The organism is Paenibacillus sp. WC2504 (assembly GCF_052682475.1).
Genome location: NZ_JBQZFH010000001.1, coordinates 3,350,592 through 3,366,077 on the forward strand (window position 1 = coordinate 3,350,592; position 15,486 = coordinate 3,366,077).

Annotated in this window: 13 protein-coding genes; 8 read left to right on the plus strand and 5 right to left on the minus strand. The window is 38.8% G+C overall.

Annotated elements, in window-relative coordinates:
- Nucleotides 1–230 precede the first annotated feature (230 nt).
- From ACUN27_RS14800 to ACUN27_RS14810, 3 genes are read left to right on the plus strand one after another with little or no spacing between them, the layout of a single operon-like run.
- Entirely contained in the window at nt 231–1,313 is a 1,083-nt protein-coding gene (locus ACUN27_RS14800; RefSeq protein ID WP_315951163.1) for a GerAB/ArcD/ProY family transporter, read from the plus strand.
- Nucleotides 1,306–2,691: a spore germination protein gene (locus ACUN27_RS14805; protein WP_315951161.1), complete on the plus strand. Its 1,386-nt coding sequence runs from the start codon at nt 1,306–1,308 to the stop codon at nt 2,689–2,691. Before ACUN27_RS14800 ends, ACUN27_RS14805 begins: the two co-directional genes overlap by 8 nt.
- Nucleotides 2,688–3,797, plus strand: coding sequence for a Ger(x)C family spore germination protein (locus tag ACUN27_RS14810; protein ID WP_315951159.1), 1,110 nt, complete (start codon nt 2,688–2,690; stop codon nt 3,795–3,797). The genes ACUN27_RS14805 and ACUN27_RS14810 overlap by 4 nt, the downstream gene beginning before the upstream one ends.
- Nucleotides 3,798–4,208: 411 nt before the next feature.
- Here ACUN27_RS14810 and ACUN27_RS14815 read toward each other — a convergent pair whose 3' ends face one another.
- Nucleotides 4,209–4,388 (minus strand): DUF2524 domain-containing protein, encoded by a 180-nt coding sequence (locus tag ACUN27_RS14815; protein ID WP_157321305.1) that lies wholly within the window; start codon nt 4,386–4,388, stop codon nt 4,209–4,211.
- Nucleotides 4,389–4,971: 583 nt separating this feature from the next.
- Here ACUN27_RS14815 and ACUN27_RS14820 point away from each other — a divergent pair.
- Entirely contained in the window at nt 4,972–5,205 is a 234-nt protein-coding gene (locus ACUN27_RS14820; RefSeq protein ID WP_445559091.1) for a hypothetical protein, read from the plus strand.
- 386 nt (nt 5,206–5,591) lie between these two features.
- Here ACUN27_RS14820 and ACUN27_RS14825 read toward each other — a convergent pair whose 3' ends face one another.
- From ACUN27_RS14825 to ACUN27_RS14835, 3 genes are read right to left on the minus strand one after another with little or no spacing between them, the layout of a single operon-like run.
- Nucleotides 5,592–6,815, minus strand: coding sequence for a tyrosine-type recombinase/integrase (locus tag ACUN27_RS14825; protein ID WP_445559092.1), 1,224 nt, complete (start codon nt 6,813–6,815; stop codon nt 5,592–5,594).
- A gap of 6 nt (nt 6,816–6,821) precedes the next feature.
- Entirely contained in the window at nt 6,822–7,214 is a 393-nt protein-coding gene (locus ACUN27_RS14830) for a hypothetical protein (protein WP_445559093.1), read from the minus strand.
- 2 nt (nt 7,215–7,216) lie between these two features.
- On the minus strand, nt 7,217–7,807 hold the full coding sequence (locus tag ACUN27_RS14835) for an ImmA/IrrE family metallo-endopeptidase (protein ID WP_445559094.1): 591 nt from the start codon (nt 7,805–7,807) through the stop codon (nt 7,217–7,219).
- A 347-nt stretch (nt 7,808–8,154) separates the two neighbouring features.
- On the opposite strand from ACUN27_RS14835, the gene hsdR reads away from it, so the two are divergent.
- The 4 genes from hsdR to ACUN27_RS14855 are packed head-to-tail and all read left to right on the plus strand — an operon-like array spanning nt 8,155 to nt 14,601.
- A complete protein-coding gene (hsdR, locus tag ACUN27_RS14840; RefSeq protein ID WP_445559095.1) occupies nt 8,155–10,515 on the plus strand; it encodes an EcoAI/FtnUII family type I restriction enzme subunit R in 2,361 nt (786 codons plus the stop codon).
- A 23-nt stretch (nt 10,516–10,538) separates the two neighbouring features.
- The gene (locus ACUN27_RS14845) at nt 10,539–11,993 is read left to right on the plus strand and encodes a type I restriction-modification system subunit M (RefSeq protein WP_445559096.1); all 1,455 of its coding nucleotides are present in this window, start codon (nt 10,539–10,541) and stop codon (nt 11,991–11,993) included.
- Complete coding sequence (locus tag ACUN27_RS14850) at nt 11,990–13,834, plus strand: restriction endonuclease subunit S (protein WP_445559097.1); 1,845 nt, start codon at nt 11,990–11,992, stop codon at nt 13,832–13,834. The genes ACUN27_RS14845 and ACUN27_RS14850 overlap by 4 nt, the downstream gene beginning before the upstream one ends.
- Nucleotides 13,831–14,601, plus strand: a complete 771-nt coding sequence (locus tag ACUN27_RS14855; RefSeq protein WP_445559098.1) for an ImmA/IrrE family metallo-endopeptidase — start codon at nt 13,831–13,833, stop codon at nt 14,599–14,601. The genes ACUN27_RS14850 and ACUN27_RS14855 overlap by 4 nt, the downstream gene beginning before the upstream one ends.
- Before the next feature lie 282 nt (nt 14,602–14,883).
- Here ACUN27_RS14855 and ACUN27_RS14860 read toward each other — a convergent pair whose 3' ends face one another.
- Nucleotides 14,884–15,477 carry a restriction endonuclease gene (locus ACUN27_RS14860; RefSeq protein ID WP_445559099.1) on the minus strand — a complete coding sequence of 198 codons (594 nt, stop codon included), beginning with the start codon at nt 15,475–15,477 and terminating at the stop codon, nt 14,884–14,886.
- Nucleotides 15,478–15,486 lie beyond the last annotated feature (9 nt).

Consider the following 15,486-nt stretch of genomic DNA (forward strand, 5'->3'; position numbering starts at 1 on the left):
TGATCAGAAGGTTGGATATTTGCTGAGTAAGCCATTGAGCATTCAAACAGAGCAATGTTGTACGCCTGCTATAAACTTATTTTTAACTAGATGTACGCATGTGAATTTCATATCATCTTCTATGGACTTGTAATTAGCTATGTTTACTTTATGAAATCTATCTATATGCATAAAATATGTGTAATTGGAAAATTTAAGTATACCGCCATCGTAAGTAGGAGCTGATTTGTTTGAACGGAAAAATCACACCCTTCCAGTTGTCTATGCTCCTGATTACATATATCGGAATCTCCAACCATGTTATCCTCATTCCAATATTGTTAGATACCGCGAACCGCGACGCATGGATCTCTGTCTTGGCAGGCATTGTACCTTCCTTACTTCTTGGCCTGCTGTATGTATATATGTACAAACAGATCCCTTCTTCGCTCTCCACCTGGGTAAAAGAGAAAACAAATTCACTGGTGTGGCTTATTTTCACAGTTCTATTCACGTTATACTTCTTAACTCAGGCTAGCATCAGTATACGGGATACGATCGTGTGGTCAAATACATCATACCTGACTTATACCCCAACATGGGTAGTCGGCATATGTCTCATCGGGATTAGTTATTACACGGCAAGAAAAGGACTGGCCGCAATTGCAATCACCAATGGTATTCTGCTTCCCTGGATCGTTCTATTCGGTTTTTATATTATGACAGTAAACTTTCAATATAAAGACTACAGCTATTTGTTCCCTATCTTCAAAAATTCAGCGCAATCTATCACAAATGGCGCATGGTACACAACATCGGGGATCACGGAGATCTTCCTCGTGTTCTTTCTGAAGGACAATGTGAAGGGCAAGCTGTCTCGAATGAATATGATGCTGGTTGTTCTTATGTTGATTGAGCTAACGTTCGGACCATTGTCAGGCATAATAGCCATGTTCGGTCCGTTCGAAGCCGAGAAACTACGATACCCGGCTTACGAGCAGTGGCGCATGGCATCCATCGGAAGCATGCTAAGTCAAACCGACTTTTTGTCCATTTATCAGTGGTTAGCCGGTGCGTTTATACGAATTTCGTTGGCGATCTACATTATTCACACTCTGTGGGTGAAAAAATGGAGGCATCCAGAAATTTTATTCATCCTGATATCCTTATTTCTTTTTGTAATCAATCAGCTTAAGCTGTCAGATATAAAGTTCCACGATCATGTAAAAACTTATTATACGAGTTCCAGTCTGTTTTGCGGTGTCACTAGTTTAGTACTCCTAATTTGTATTTGGGCAGGAAAGAACAAGAAGGCGGTGGAGCAAAATGGCTAAAATAAGTGAAAGTGATATAAGGCAGTTATTTGAGGATTGCGGCGATGTTAACCTTGAAACTATTGGCGGCCTTCTGTTCATTTTCTGCCAAGGCATGTCTAATCGGGAGCAAATAAATGAATTGAGCACATGTAGTGCAGGCATTTTGCGGCAGCACCCCGCTACTTTAACATCGAATTGGAAGAATGAGCTATCGTCCTATGTGTTTAGTGGCAACTTACTTCTCTTCGACATGGATACGGCATGCTTTTACTTGCACTTTGTCGCAGATCCGCCTCAAAGAAACCCGGAAGAGTCTGTAACGGAAACGTCCTCCAAGGGAGCGCGCGACGGATTTACCGAAAGTATCAAGACTAATGTAGCGCTAATCCGCAAGCGATTGCTAACTCCGACACTCAAGGTTGAATCTTTTACAATTGGTGTCCGAAGTCAGACCGAGATATGTTTGCTCTACATTCAAGATATTGCTAATAAGGAGGCTGTCGATGAGGCTCGAGAAAGGTTACAGAACATCCACATCGATGCGCTTATTACTAGCTCTCAGCTGGAAGAAGCCATATCGGATAAGACTATGTCGGTGGTACCGCTTATTGATAATACCGGGCGGCCTGATTTTGCCGCTGAGTATTTGATTGGCGGCCGTTTCGTAGTTTTGCTTAACGGTTCACCGCTTGCCATTATCGCTCCCATTACACTTACATCGCTTATGAAATCGCCGGAAGACGGCTATTTCCGTGCGGTGATCAGTTCTTTTCAACGGCTAATCCGAATGTTTGGCTGGTATTTGGCTTTGTTCCTGCCCGGATTCTACATCGCGCTGATCGGATTCAATTTCGAGCAGATTCCATTGCCTTTGTTAGCAACAATCGCAACAAATCGCATTGGACTTCCGGTTTCACTTCCATTAGAGGCAGTTATCGTGCTCATCTTGTTTGAGTTGTTTAAAGAAGCAGGACTGCGGCTCCCGAAATCTGTAGGCCCAACGGTAACCGTCGTCGGCGGTATCATCGTAGGCGATGCCGCCATACGAGCCGGCATTACGTCCCCTACAGTAACTGTCGTAGCTGCGACCACGGTAATATCCGGCTACACGCTGGTGAATCCGACGCTGAGCGGCATCGTATCAATTGCACGCATCGCCATCATGATCATCACCTCTTTTCTCGGGATGTTCGGGTTCTTCCTGTCTATCTTCTTCGTCATCGCCTATTTATCCGATCTCAAATCGTTCGGGATCCCATATCTCTCTCCTCTTTCACCGCCATCTTGGGCAGATATCACAGGGGCTCTGCTTAAGAAACCGGCGAATAAAATGAAAAAGCGTGCACAGAACCTACAATTGCAGGACGATACGAGGATGAGGGACGGAAAGTCATGAATAGAGTCTGGAAATCGACCTTGGTCGGCTGCATCATGTTATCTCTTTGTGGATGCTGGGACGGAAAGAACATTCAATACTTCAATTTCGTTAATATGATCGGCATCGATTATATCGACGGAAAATATAAAATCTATACGCAAATAAATGATCTCGCGTCCATGGCGAAGCAAGAAGGAAGCGGAAACACCCCGAATCCGATTGTTGTTGGAGTAGGCGAAGGCGAAAGTATCGGGATGGCGATGTTCGATCTGCTTAAGGAAAGCCAGATGAGAATGGATTGGACACAGACAAAAGCGTTTATATTTAGCGATCGTATGCTTGCTAAGGGGATTTTCAATATCCATGACGATTTGATGCGAACACGCGATCAACGCTATACACCCTGGGTATTTGCTACGAATGAAGACCTTAGAAAGATTCTAAGCACAAAGCCGATTACTGGAAACTCCTCGATTAACACAGTGTACTATCAGCCAAATCTTTTATATAAGCAGATGCAATCCTCTTTTGAGCCATTGAATTATCAGAGGTTCATACGATCTTCAAGAGAACCGTTCGAAACCATGCTGCTGGATCATATAAAACTCTCCGAGAGCTGGGATAAAGACGGTAAACCGTTTACGCTGCCAACCGTGGATGGTCTTGTTGCTTTGAAGAAGGGAAAGAGCGAAGTCAGATTCAACCGTAAAGAAGCAAGTGGAGTGAAATGGTTAAAAGAAAGAACATTACGCGGTATACTCCCCATCAAGGACGATCAAGGCATATTTATTGGAACCGCAGCCTTAAAGAACAATAAGGTAAAGAAAACAGCCTCATATAAGAATGATAAACGAATCGTTAAACTTGAAATTAGCATGGACGCCTCCATTAGAGAGCAGAAGAAACCATTAGAGCTGAATGAAATGAATATGTTGATTAAAAAAAACGTCGTAGATGAAATTACAAAAACCTATGAACTTGGCAAGAAACGATCTGTTGACATTTACTCCTTAAACGAAGTTTGCTATCGTAAAGGCTTGACCATCAATGAAGATATTCCGGAGCTTGAGCTGGATATCAACGTCAAACTCTTGGCTGCGAACATGTTCGAGTTACGGGATTAGTTTATATGAAATACCCCCCTGTACTTGAAAATTGTTGGTAGGGTGGGAAGGGAAATAAATTTATTATTATAATGAAGAAACAAAACAAAGGCCCAAAGGAAAGTTCCCTTGGGCTTATTTTCATATAGTGAAGTAAGGAGGCGAATGTATGGGGGACCATCAAAAGGAAAGGGCAAGGTTCTTAAGAAAAAAATTTCAAACATTCCGCAGTATGCGCTGAGAATTGTGGAGTCGGCCACTTGTGCGGTTTGCAAATCACAATGCACGATAGAGGGCTTAGTTATTTGGCGATGATGTCTCAATCGGGTGCTGTCGGAAAAGGGGTTCCTTGCGTTTTGACTAGAAGAAGAATCGATGGGAAACATGAAAAAAGTCCGCGCCCGGTATAGGAGCATGGACTTTTCTTTCTTCTTACCGGTAACGGAAGTGTTCGTGCGTGATGGAGCATTTATTTTGGATAAAATGGATCTGATTCTCGAGCCGGTTGCGCTGCTCTTCGGGACCCTCGAACTGTTCAAGCTCTTGGATCAGATTATGCAAATCATTGCCCGCATTCGCGCAGTCGTAATTGCTATCCAAATCGTTAAGCATTTGCTTCCCTCCTTAGGTTCCAAATTCCACTTTCGGCGTAGTTATTTGTGTCTTTTTTTACTGACCTGATCCGTTGTCCGTGTAGTCGTATTTTTTTGCTTGTCCTCGAGATTATTATAAACAAAAAGCATAAATTGATACGGCTATTCCTCGTAAGGATAAAAATAAATGCCCGGCGAGCGATTTCATCGTTCTGAATTGCAGGCGGATGTTTATTTATCATTATAGTGAAAGGAATTCAGATACTTCAGAACGCAGCGATCGGATATATACTTGTTTAGTCATTACTGACATTTCAAAATTGTTAATGTGAGTAGGAAGTACGGTATCATAATATTATTAACTCTCTTATTAATGGCCCAAGGGTAAATTCCCATGGACTTAGTTTGTTAGTTTTGAAAATCAGAACAACCGTTAAATAAAGGAGGTATGAGTAGGTCTCTTAAGTCGTCTTGTGCCCAAATTGTCATGATAAAATGCAGCTTGAGGGAATTTCCTTAGGCTTTTTATTGTTGTTCGCATTTTGTTCGCATATAATAACAGCGAGGTGATCATTTTGCTTCGAGATATCGAACGAAAGATTTTGCGTATTCTTTGGAACTATTCCCATAGACATCACGGATATATGCCATCCTTCAATGAACTGAGTACAAAAACTGGGAAATATGAAAAAGAGATTAGATTTGTTCTTGTTAAGTTGGCGGAACAAAACTTTATTATTTGGGATAGTTGGAGTACAGATACCATTAAAATTATTCGAGGATGGGAAGATGAGCCGTTAAATATGCCAAATCAGAGCTTTATCGGCCAAGGTTAAGTAAATTAACTTGTATATTCTATATGTAGTTTATCGGATCTTACATGAGGTTATTTATTCTATATAATTAAATTTCGTCCCCAAACCGTCCCCAACAAGAAAAATCTATAACTATACTATTTAATTTTTAACCCCTGTTATACACTAAGAAACCCTTATATCATAAGGGTTTCAGAAAAACTGTTTTTTAAATTAATACGACGGCCCTTTTACGGGCCGTCTCATGGGAGAAGTGAAATATCGCTTTTCTTCTATCCTGTTATAGTCGAATGAATGTTGATTTGGTGCGGTTTATTTGAATGTGTATGAGGTTAATTAGACTGAACTGAATTTAATTATGATCTAGTTGGTACCTCAACAGTACCCTTTGGTACCTCGTCGGTACCCTAAACTTGTCCTTTGTTTACCTTGTTTTTTCTACTGTCGAACAGGAAATCAAGTTTATTAGCAGCAGTGTGATCAGCAGCGCGTAAAACGTGTCCGTAGACATTCATTGTTGTTCCAATGTTAGAATGTCCTAGTCTCTCTGAAATAACCTTAGCATGAACGCCTTGGTTGATCAAGAGTGTTGCTGAGGTATGCCTGAGGTCATGAAAGCGAATATATTTAATGGCACCTTTTAATTTCGCGTGGAAATAGTGCCATTGCTTTGTTGGCCAGTTCTGCGAATAGGCATTACCAAATGTTGAGCAGAATACAAATGAGCGGTCTTTGCCTTGCCACCTGTCGATAACATCCTCTTTAGCAGCTTTTTTGTAATCATAAAATTCTTTGAGTTCAGAGATAACGGATGCGGGTAGGGCGACTTTGCGGAATGAACTATTATTCTTGGGTACTTTGATAAGGGGAGCTCCATCTTTGAAACGGGGGAGAGATTGCTTTACTTCGACTGTGCCGGCTTCAAGTTCTATGTGGTGCCATTCTAACGCTAGAAGCTCACCGCGGCGTAAACCGGTCGTAAGAGCGAGAGTGGCGATCATTCTAAAGTCAGGACGCTCGTTTTGAAGTGCTTCAAAAATAAAAATTGTTTCCTTTTCGTCGTATGCCTCACATTCTACTTTTACCTCTTTAGGTTTTGCGACACCAGTCATTGGGGTTGATTTAATTACTTTCCAGTCCATTGCCCGCATGAAGACGCTTCGTAAAACGCGATAGATGTATACTTTTGATGAAGAGGAGAGAGGTTTACCACTACCGTCTAACCGCGCTCCTGGCTGATCTAATGACTCAACGAAGTTCATGATATGGAATGTTTGTATCTGATCCACACGCATATGACCAAAGTGTGGGATTAGTCGATTGTTCATGATGCTAACGTAATTCTCTTGAGATGTTTGCTCCAATTGCTTCATGACAAATTTACTTTCCCATTCTTTTGCAAATTGATCGAATTTCATTTTATCAGGAGATATGTATTCCCCGACTTCGACCTCGATTTTAAATTTGGAAAGCTCGCTGTCTAAAAAACGCTTTAACTCCAGCTTCTTCATCCGATCGGCATCTTCAACGCTGACAGTCTTCCGCTTATACAGCCGTTTTCCGTTTACGTCATAACCAAGATCAACCTGGAGCCTCCACGAGTTTTTACCGCTCTTCTGAATGCTTGCCACAACAAATTACCTCCATTCATAAAAAGGCTTTACGTCCATCTGCATGATTTCTTCAATATCCCCCATTTGAATAATGAATTGTTCAATGTCACTGTACTCAAAATGCAAACCCTCTTGATATTTCAACTTCTCTAAACGACGAACAACACTATGTATGTTAATCCCAAATTGATTAGGACGCTCAGGATGCGTCATAAGGTCTTCTAAAAGAATAGAGACGCTCATTATGTCTTCCGAGTAATCATCGGCTGTTTTAGGACGAAATGGAGCTTCTAATGGAATGAAAAGTTGGTTCTTATGCCACTCTATTTTCCCTCGAGCGAAAGCGATATTTAATTTATCTGGTACTGGATGAAAATCCTCTGGATGCTCTGAATAATAGACCGATAATTTTGCCACTTTTAAGCTCCTTCTAGTTGTTTTGGACCAAGCTCTGCCATTACGCGCCTAACGTGGTCATCATCAATCGTAATTTTCATGCTACGGCGACGAAGTAATTCTTCCTCGTATCGTGCATTTTGTACTCGTATTTGAATTTGAGTTAATCGATTCTGAACGAACCTTTCAGAGAGACAAAACTCTTCAGCCATTACTTTTACAAGCAGGGAAGGAGATACATTTTTAAATTCTTTTAGTAAGTAAGAAGGCATTGCAGCGTAGTGCTGAAAGTGTTTTGCCTGAACTTCCTGCAGCTCAATAAAAGATCTAGGCATAATTTCTTGCCGGCCGACATGCTGCAGCGGATGGCAGAGTTCGTGGAAGAACACTTCACGTCTCTGTGTTTGGTCCAGGTAACCATTTAGAAAGATGAATGAGTATTCATCTTCCTTCCATTGAGCGAAAGAAGGTCCGGTATAGGTTCGGATTTCTACATCAAAAATGGAAGCTATAAGGTCAAGGTCCATATCTGACGCGTACTCAATGCCGATGCTGCGATACTCTTTTTCAAGCCATTTTTCGAGTTCAGTAGGTTTATAGAATGATAAGTCCATAAGATACCTCCTATAGGTAGATGGTATCATATTTCGTCATGAATAGGAATATTTGTTCGCATAATTGTCGAAAATAACAGAATAAGGTAGAATGTGCCTCATTATATGATAATCCAGCTTCTGAAAAAACAATATAGTAAGACAAAAGATTTAATAGAATGGTCAAATTAGAATACAAATTCTGTATATCCAGGTCTAATTTACTATGATAAAATTGTTGTGTTCATACAGATGAGAACAAGTGCCTATAGATAGCTATAATTTCATCAACTAGAAAAACTGAAATAAACAGGATCTGAAAACGTGGTTTGAGGGTCATTAATGATAAATGATCGGAGGAGATTGTGTTGAATAAAAAAGACCTATCAGAACGCGATATATGTACGAAATATATTACTCCTTCACTTGTCCAATCAGGCTGGGATGTACAAAAGCAAATCCGTGAAGAAGTCACGTTCACAGACGGACGTATTATCGTGCGTAAGAAAATGGTCACTCGTGGTGAGAAGAAACGCGCGGACTATATCCTTTATTATAAAGCAAACATGCCTATTGCTATTATAGAAGCAAAAGATAATAAACACAGTATTGGTGCAGGGATGCAACAGGCTATTAATTATGGTGATATCTTAGATATTCCATTTGTATTTTCATCAAATGGTGATGGGTTCCTAGAGCATGATCGTACATCTAAAACTGGAGTAGTTGAACGTGAGCTCACTTTGTCTCAGTTCCCATCACCAAATGAGCTATGGCAGCGATATAAAATCGCCAAAGGAATTGATACAAAAACTGAAGAGACGATTATGGAGGATTACTATTTTACACAAGAATCTAAGTCACCTCGATATTATCAACGGGTTGCCATTAATCGAACGGTTGAAGCTATAGCAAAAGGACAAGACAGAATCCTACTTGTTATGGCAACTGGAACAGGCAAAACGTACACGGCATTCCAAATCATTTATCGTTTATGGAAATCAAAGTCTAAGAAACGAATACTATTTCTTGCAGACAGGAACATACTTGTCGATCAAACGATGACTAATGATTTTGCTCCATTTGGCGACAAAATGACGAAAGTTAAGAATCGAAAAATAGATAAAGCACATGAAATATATTTGGCGTTGTATCAAGGTATTTCTGGTAATGAGGACTTTCAGAATGCCTATAAAGAATTCTCAAGAGATTTCTTTGATCTAATTATTATTGATGAATGTCACCGCGGTAGTGCGAAAGAAGATTCGGCATGGCGTGAGATTCTAGATTATTTTAATGCAGCTACGCATGTTGGCCTAACTGCAACGCCAAAAGAAACCAAGACAGTTTCTAATTTAACTTATTTTGGTGACCCACTCTATACATACTCGTTAAAACAAGGTATTGAAGATGGTTTCCTTGCTCCCTATAAAGTTGTCCGAGTAACACTCGATAAAGATGCTGAAGGTTTTCGACCAACTAAGGGGCAGCGCGATAAATACGGATACGAGATTGAGGATCGAGAATATAACATAAAGGATTATGACAAGAATCTAATCTTAGAAAAGCGCACACATACAGTTGCGAAAATGGTTTCAGATTTTTTAAAGACAAACAAATCTCGGATGGCAAAAACGATTTTCTTTTGTTTGGATATCAACCATGCTGAACGTATGCGTCAAGCACTTGTAAACGAGAATGCTGATTTAGTTGCTAAGAACTCTAAGTATGTCATGCGAATAACCGGTGATAATGAGGAAGGTAAAGCAGAATTAGATAATTTCATTGATCCCAATGAACAATATCCTGTTCTTGTAACAACGAGTAAACTTATGACCACTGGCGTTGATGCCAAAACCTGTCAGTTTATCGTTTTGGATTCAAATATCAGCAGCATGATTGAGTTCAAACAAATAATTGGCCGCGGTACTCGAATTCGAGAAGATTTTGGTAAGTTATATTTTACGATTATTGATTTCCGTAATGTTACAAAACTATTTGCGGACTCTGACTTCGATGGAGATCCGGTCATCATCATGACACCACCAGATGGCGAGGATATTCCTCCTGAAGATGAACCTGGTAATGGTAACGAAAACGATGGTGGAGATGAGGAAGGTGGAGATAACGACGGCAATCCTCCTGGAGGCAGTGAGGGACCTGAACCACCTTCCAAATATTACGTACATAATGTTGAGGTTAAAGTTCTAAATCAACGAGTGTATTATTACGACAAAGATGGTAAACTGATTACCGAATCTTTGATAGATTACACGAAGAAAAACGTGAAGCATGAATATCAGTCACTAAATGATTTCTTAACCAAATGGAATGACGCTGAAAAAAAGGATGCGGTATTAAAGGAGTTAGAGGCCCAAGGCATCTTACTTGATGAACTACAGGAAGAAGTTGGTAAAGACTTAGACCCGTTTGATCTTATATGTCATGTAGCATTTGATCAACCACCTCTTACACGCCGTGAGAGGGCTGAGAACGTTAAGAAACGCAATTACTTTGCCAAGTATAGCGATCAAGCAAGATTTGTCTTAGAGGCATTATTAGAGAAGTATGCGGATGAGGGAATTTCCAATCTTGAAAGCATTGAGATATTGAAGATTCCTGAGTTTCAAATATTCGGTTCGCCACTTGAAATTGTCAAGCGATTCGGTGGTAAAAATGGATATCTGACTGCCATTAAAGAATTAGAAAAGGTAATTTATACAGCATAGAAGATCTGGGAGGATAATCAACAATGTCAATTTCAGGAGTAATAAAATCGGTTCAAGATACAATGCGTAAAGATGCAGGTGTCGATGGAGATGCCCAACGAATATCTCAGATGGTATGGATGGTCTTTTTAAAGGTATTTGATGCGAAAGAAGAAGAATGGGAAATGATGCGTGATGAATATGTACCGATTGTTCCAGATGGTCTGCGCTGGCGTGATTGGGCAGCAAATGACGAGGGCATGACAGGAGATGAACTTCTCGACTTCGTCAACAATAAGTTGTTCAAAGAATTAAAAGAAGTCGAGTTGGATGAATACAGTGATCCGAAAGCATTCATCGTGAAAGCTGTATTTGAAGATTCCTATAACTACATGAAGTCAGGTACATTAATGCGTCAGGTCATCAACAAGCTTAACGAGATTGATTTTACAACGCAGCAAGATCGTCATATGTTTAATGATATATATGAGAACATTTTGAAGGACTTGCAAAATGCAGGAAATGCAGGTGAATATTATACTCCTCGTCCTGTAACTCAATTCGTTGTTGATATGGTTAATCCGAAACTTGGGGAAAAAGTGTTGGACTTCGCTTGTGGAACTGGCGGCTATCTAACAAGTACAATCGAACATTTTAAGAATACAGACCAAATAAAAAGTATAGAGGCAAACGAGGTTCTACAAGATACGATCATGGGTATTGAGAAGAAACCTATGCCACATATGCTTGCTATAACTAATCTCATTCTACACGATATTGATGCACCTAAGATTAAACATGATAACTCCCTCACTAAGAATGTACGTGAATATCGTCCAATTGATCAAGTTGATGTGATTGTAACTAATCCTCCATTCGGCGGCATTGAAGAAGATGGAGTTGAAATAAATTTTCCTGAGAAATTCCGCACCAAGGAAACTGCTGATTTGTTCATGGTTCTGCTGATGTATTTACTCAAAGATGGCGGTCGAGCAGGAATTGTACTACCGGACGGTTTTTTGTTTGGTGAAGGTGTAAAATCAGCGATTAAAGAAAAGTTGTTGGACGAATTCAATTTGCATACAATTGTTCGTCTTCCGAATGGTGTGTTTGCTCCTTATACAGGAATTAATACTAATCTGCTATTCTTTGAGAAAGGCAAGCCGACTGAAGAGATTTGGTATTTTGAGCATCCTTATCCAGAAGGATATAAAAATTATTCAAAGACAAAACCAATTAGGTATGAAGAGTTTGAATTAGAGAAGCAATGGTGGGAAAATCGCACTGAAAACGAATATTCATGGAAAGTAAGTATTGAGGAAATAAAGAAACGTAATTATAACTTAGATTTAAAAAATCCACATTCAGAAGAGGAAAAACTCCTTGATCCTGTAGAAGTGTTCCAACAGTATCTTCATTCTATAGAAAAAGTAAAGCAAGCTAAACAATTGATAGTTGATGAATTGTCGTCAATTTTGAAAGAAGGTTCAAAAGTATGACGTCATTAATAGATTACTTTCATGAAGCTGTGAACTCTACAAAAGATATAGATAAATTGAAAAAACTTATATTACAATTAGCTATTAAAGGCAAATTGGTTGAGCAAGATTTAAGTGACCAGCCTTCATCGGAACTATTAAAGTTGATAAATGAGCAAAAGGAACAGTTAATAAAGCATAAAAAGATTCGAAGTGAACCTGTCTCTTCAATAAATACTAATGATTTGGCCGAAAACCCAATTCCACGAGGATGGGCACTAGCAAGGATTGGACAGATAATGAATCCCATTAATGGACTAGCATTTAAACCAACTGACTGGTCTAATCAAGGGCTACCAATCATTAGAATACAAAATCTAAACAATTTAAGTGCACCGTTTAATTATTGCGACTTTGAGGTTGATGAAAAATTTATTGTGAATAACGGTGATATATTAATAGGTTGGTCTGGTACACCTGGGACTTCTTTTGGTGCTTTTATATGGCATAGGGGAAAAGCGGTTCTTAATCAACATATATTTAAAGCAGAGATGTATGGAAGGTTTTTGAATAAAGAATATATTATGTATTCAATTAATGCTAATCTAGAGAATATGATTAATAAAGCTCATGGTGCAGTAGGGCTTCAACATATTACTAGGGGGAAGTTCTTGGATATCATTCTTACTATTCCTCCAGTTAATGAACAAAAACGTATTGTAAAACAAATTAAGTATATGTTTGATAGATTAGACAATTTGTCTAACGAGATTGTTAAGAAGCAGAAGAAATCGGAAATGTTGACAAAAAGTGCACTTGCAAAATTGTTGGATCACAGTGACGCTTCCCAGTTGGAAGGCTTACGTTTTATTAGTAACAACTTTGAACATTTTTGCAATGATAGTGTTAGTATTAATCAATTTCGTAGCAGTATATTAAGCCTTGCCGTTCAAGGGAAATTGGTTCCACAAGACCCGAACGATGAACTAGCAAGTGGATTGTTGGCGAATATTAGAGTTGAGAAAGATCAGTTGATTAAAGATAAGAAAATTAAAAAAGAAAAACAACGACCACCAATTACGGAGGATGAGATTCCGTACGAGCTGCCTCAAGGTTGGGAATGGGTTAGGTTTTCTGAAATAACCACTTTTCTAAATGGTGATCGCGGCAAAAATTATCCTAATAAAAATGAATATGTTAGTCAAGGAATTCCTTGGATAAACACAGGTCACATTACTAAAGATGGTTATTTGACAACGGAAACCATGAACTATATCAAGAAAGAAAAGTATGATTCATTGAGCGGGGGGAGAATACAATCAGGTGACTTGGTATATTGTCTTAGAGGTGCAACATTTGGCAAAACAGCAAGAATAGAACCATATGAAACTGGGGCAGTTGCTTCATCGTTGATGATAATTAGATTAATCGATATAAAACTTAGAGAATATATATTCTTATATTTAAGGTCTCCAATTGCGTATATGCAATTACGACAATATGATAATGGTTCTGCACAACCCAATTTGGCAGCAAAAGATGTAGCAAAATATTTGATACCGTTTCCACCTCTCAACGAACAAAAGCGCATCGTTGAAAAAGTCGATCAACTCATGGCATTGTGCGATGAGTTAGAGAAAACAGTTGAGCAGTCTAAACAGGACAGCGAAATGCTGATGCAAGCTGTATTACAAGAGGCATTTAGTAAATCAAGTAAAACAATTGTGAATTTTCCTGTTGATAATAAGAATGAAATAGCTGATTGGGAAATTGCTGCACGCGCCGACGGACAAATAAATGCTGAAACACAATCAAAAATATCGAATCGGGTAGCAGAATTACTCGGTAAGTCACATAAATGACTCCAACTAAATGTGCCCAGCAGGTGCTGCAAAAGTTTAATGTTACAACAACACCTGCATTAAGTTTGGAACAAATTTTTGGCCACTATAAAATTATTTACGACGAAATAGAATACAACGATCCCAATTTTATGGGGAGTTTAATTCGCGCCGAAGGAAAGGCGATTATTCTTGTAAATACAGATATTAAAAATACAGGACGTATTAATTTTACCAAGGCTCATGAACTTGGGCATTTCTGTCTAAATCATAAGGGGCAGCGCTTTGAATGTTCTCGAACAGATATGCTTGATAATTCCAGAAACTCAATTGAGGTTGAAGCAAATCAATTTGCTAAGGAGTTCTTGCTGCCAGAGCATATGGTTAGACCAATCTGCCTTTCTGCTCCATTTGATTTTGAAACAATAAGAGGAATAAGCAGTCAGTTTTTAGTTTCTAAACTTACTGCAGCATTTCGAATACTTGATTTCCATTTGGGGAACTATGCTTTCACGTATTCTCAAAACGGAATAATAACCCATTCTAAAGTATCAAATAGTCTTGCTGGTAAGATTTTTCCTAAGTCCTATGGAGAAATGATTCATACAAAATCATTTGCTTACTCAGTACTTAACAGCGATTCAAAGATGAATATTTATGAAACAATAGATTCAACATTTTGGGTCAGGAATAACCTAACTTCAAAAACAATCGCATTGAAGGAACTTTCTCGTGCTAATAAGATCTCGAAAACGGTTATGACCCTTCTGAAATTCGACTTTTTATAAAGCTTATTTCATTTACTTTTTTATAGTTATCAATAAATAAAACTCTTTATATTGTAGAATAAAGTTTAAAAAAACGGCACCTAGATCTAACGCGGTGTCGTTTTTTTATATATATTTCAGTGTGTGCATTATCGTTATGGTGAAAATCCTCAACGGGGGATGGCGACCACGATGAGTGCCGTCAGTCTTATGTTCAATCTGAGGATTTTGGAGTCAGGGGCTTTCCCGCCTCTATCTAAACAATATTACATACTGTGAGATTAATAATGAGCCAAGAAAATCTTACAGTTCATTTAACATCTCATTTATTTCGTGTTGGATGTATTGTTCAAGTGACCAGGATAAATTATTACTTAAAGTTAGGCCATAAAAGTTACTATTCTCTGCGACATGACTTTTATTTGTCAAAGCTTTTATTGTGTTGGTGGCTTGAAATTTATCAAATGTGAAAGGGTCCATATGATACATGACCCAGCTCACTTGATCATTGGGCATTAATCTTGCGAGCCCGATCTTCTTAGAGCTAGCATAATTTAATGCTGCTTTTTGGAAGGCACCTTTAGAAGTAATTAATGTTCCTTTAGTATTATCAGAACCTATTTGTTCTAATTTAGAATGGAATTCCTCGATATCATCAACGGGAATTTTCTTCCCGTAATCTTTGCACTCCCATATCCAAAGAATTGACGGAGTTTCACTATTTGCTACAAATACCTCTACCGAAACATCTGCAATTATATTTTTTCCACGATCTCTAGAAAAATATCCTTTATTTAGATAGACTTTTGCTGTTCGACTTACCCCAAGTTCTTCGTTTTTAACTAACGCTTCAATTGTTGAGAATACTTTTTGTTCAAACTCCTTGCCCGCTGACATTTAAAAGCT

Bases quoted from the DNA above. Each gene is read 5' to 3' on its own strand.
- ACUN27_RS14835 (WP_445559094.1), bottom strand. From the start codon at position 7,807: ATGGACTTATCATTCTATAAACCTACTGAACTCGAAAAATGGCTTGAA.
- ACUN27_RS14815 (WP_157321305.1), bottom strand. From the start codon at position 4,388: ATGCTTAACGATTTGGATAGCAATTACGACTGCGCGAATGCGGGCAAT.
- ACUN27_RS14810 (WP_315951159.1), top strand. From the start codon at position 2,688: ATGAATAGAGTCTGGAAATCGACCTTGGTCGGCTGCATCATGTTATCT.
- ACUN27_RS14845 (WP_445559096.1), top strand. From the start codon at position 10,539: ATGTCAATTTCAGGAGTAATAAAATCGGTTCAAGATACAATGCGTAAA.
- ACUN27_RS14850 (WP_445559097.1), top strand. From the start codon at position 11,990: ATGACGTCATTAATAGATTACTTTCATGAAGCTGTGAACTCTACAAAA.
- ACUN27_RS14855 (WP_445559098.1), top strand. From the start codon at position 13,831: ATGACTCCAACTAAATGTGCCCAGCAGGTGCTGCAAAAGTTTAATGTT.
- ACUN27_RS14860 (WP_445559099.1), bottom strand. From the start codon at position 15,477: ATGTCAGCGGGCAAGGAGTTTGAACAAAAAGTATTCTCAACAATTGAA.
- ACUN27_RS14805 (WP_315951161.1), top strand. From the start codon at position 1,306: ATGGCTAAAATAAGTGAAAGTGATATAAGGCAGTTATTTGAGGATTGC.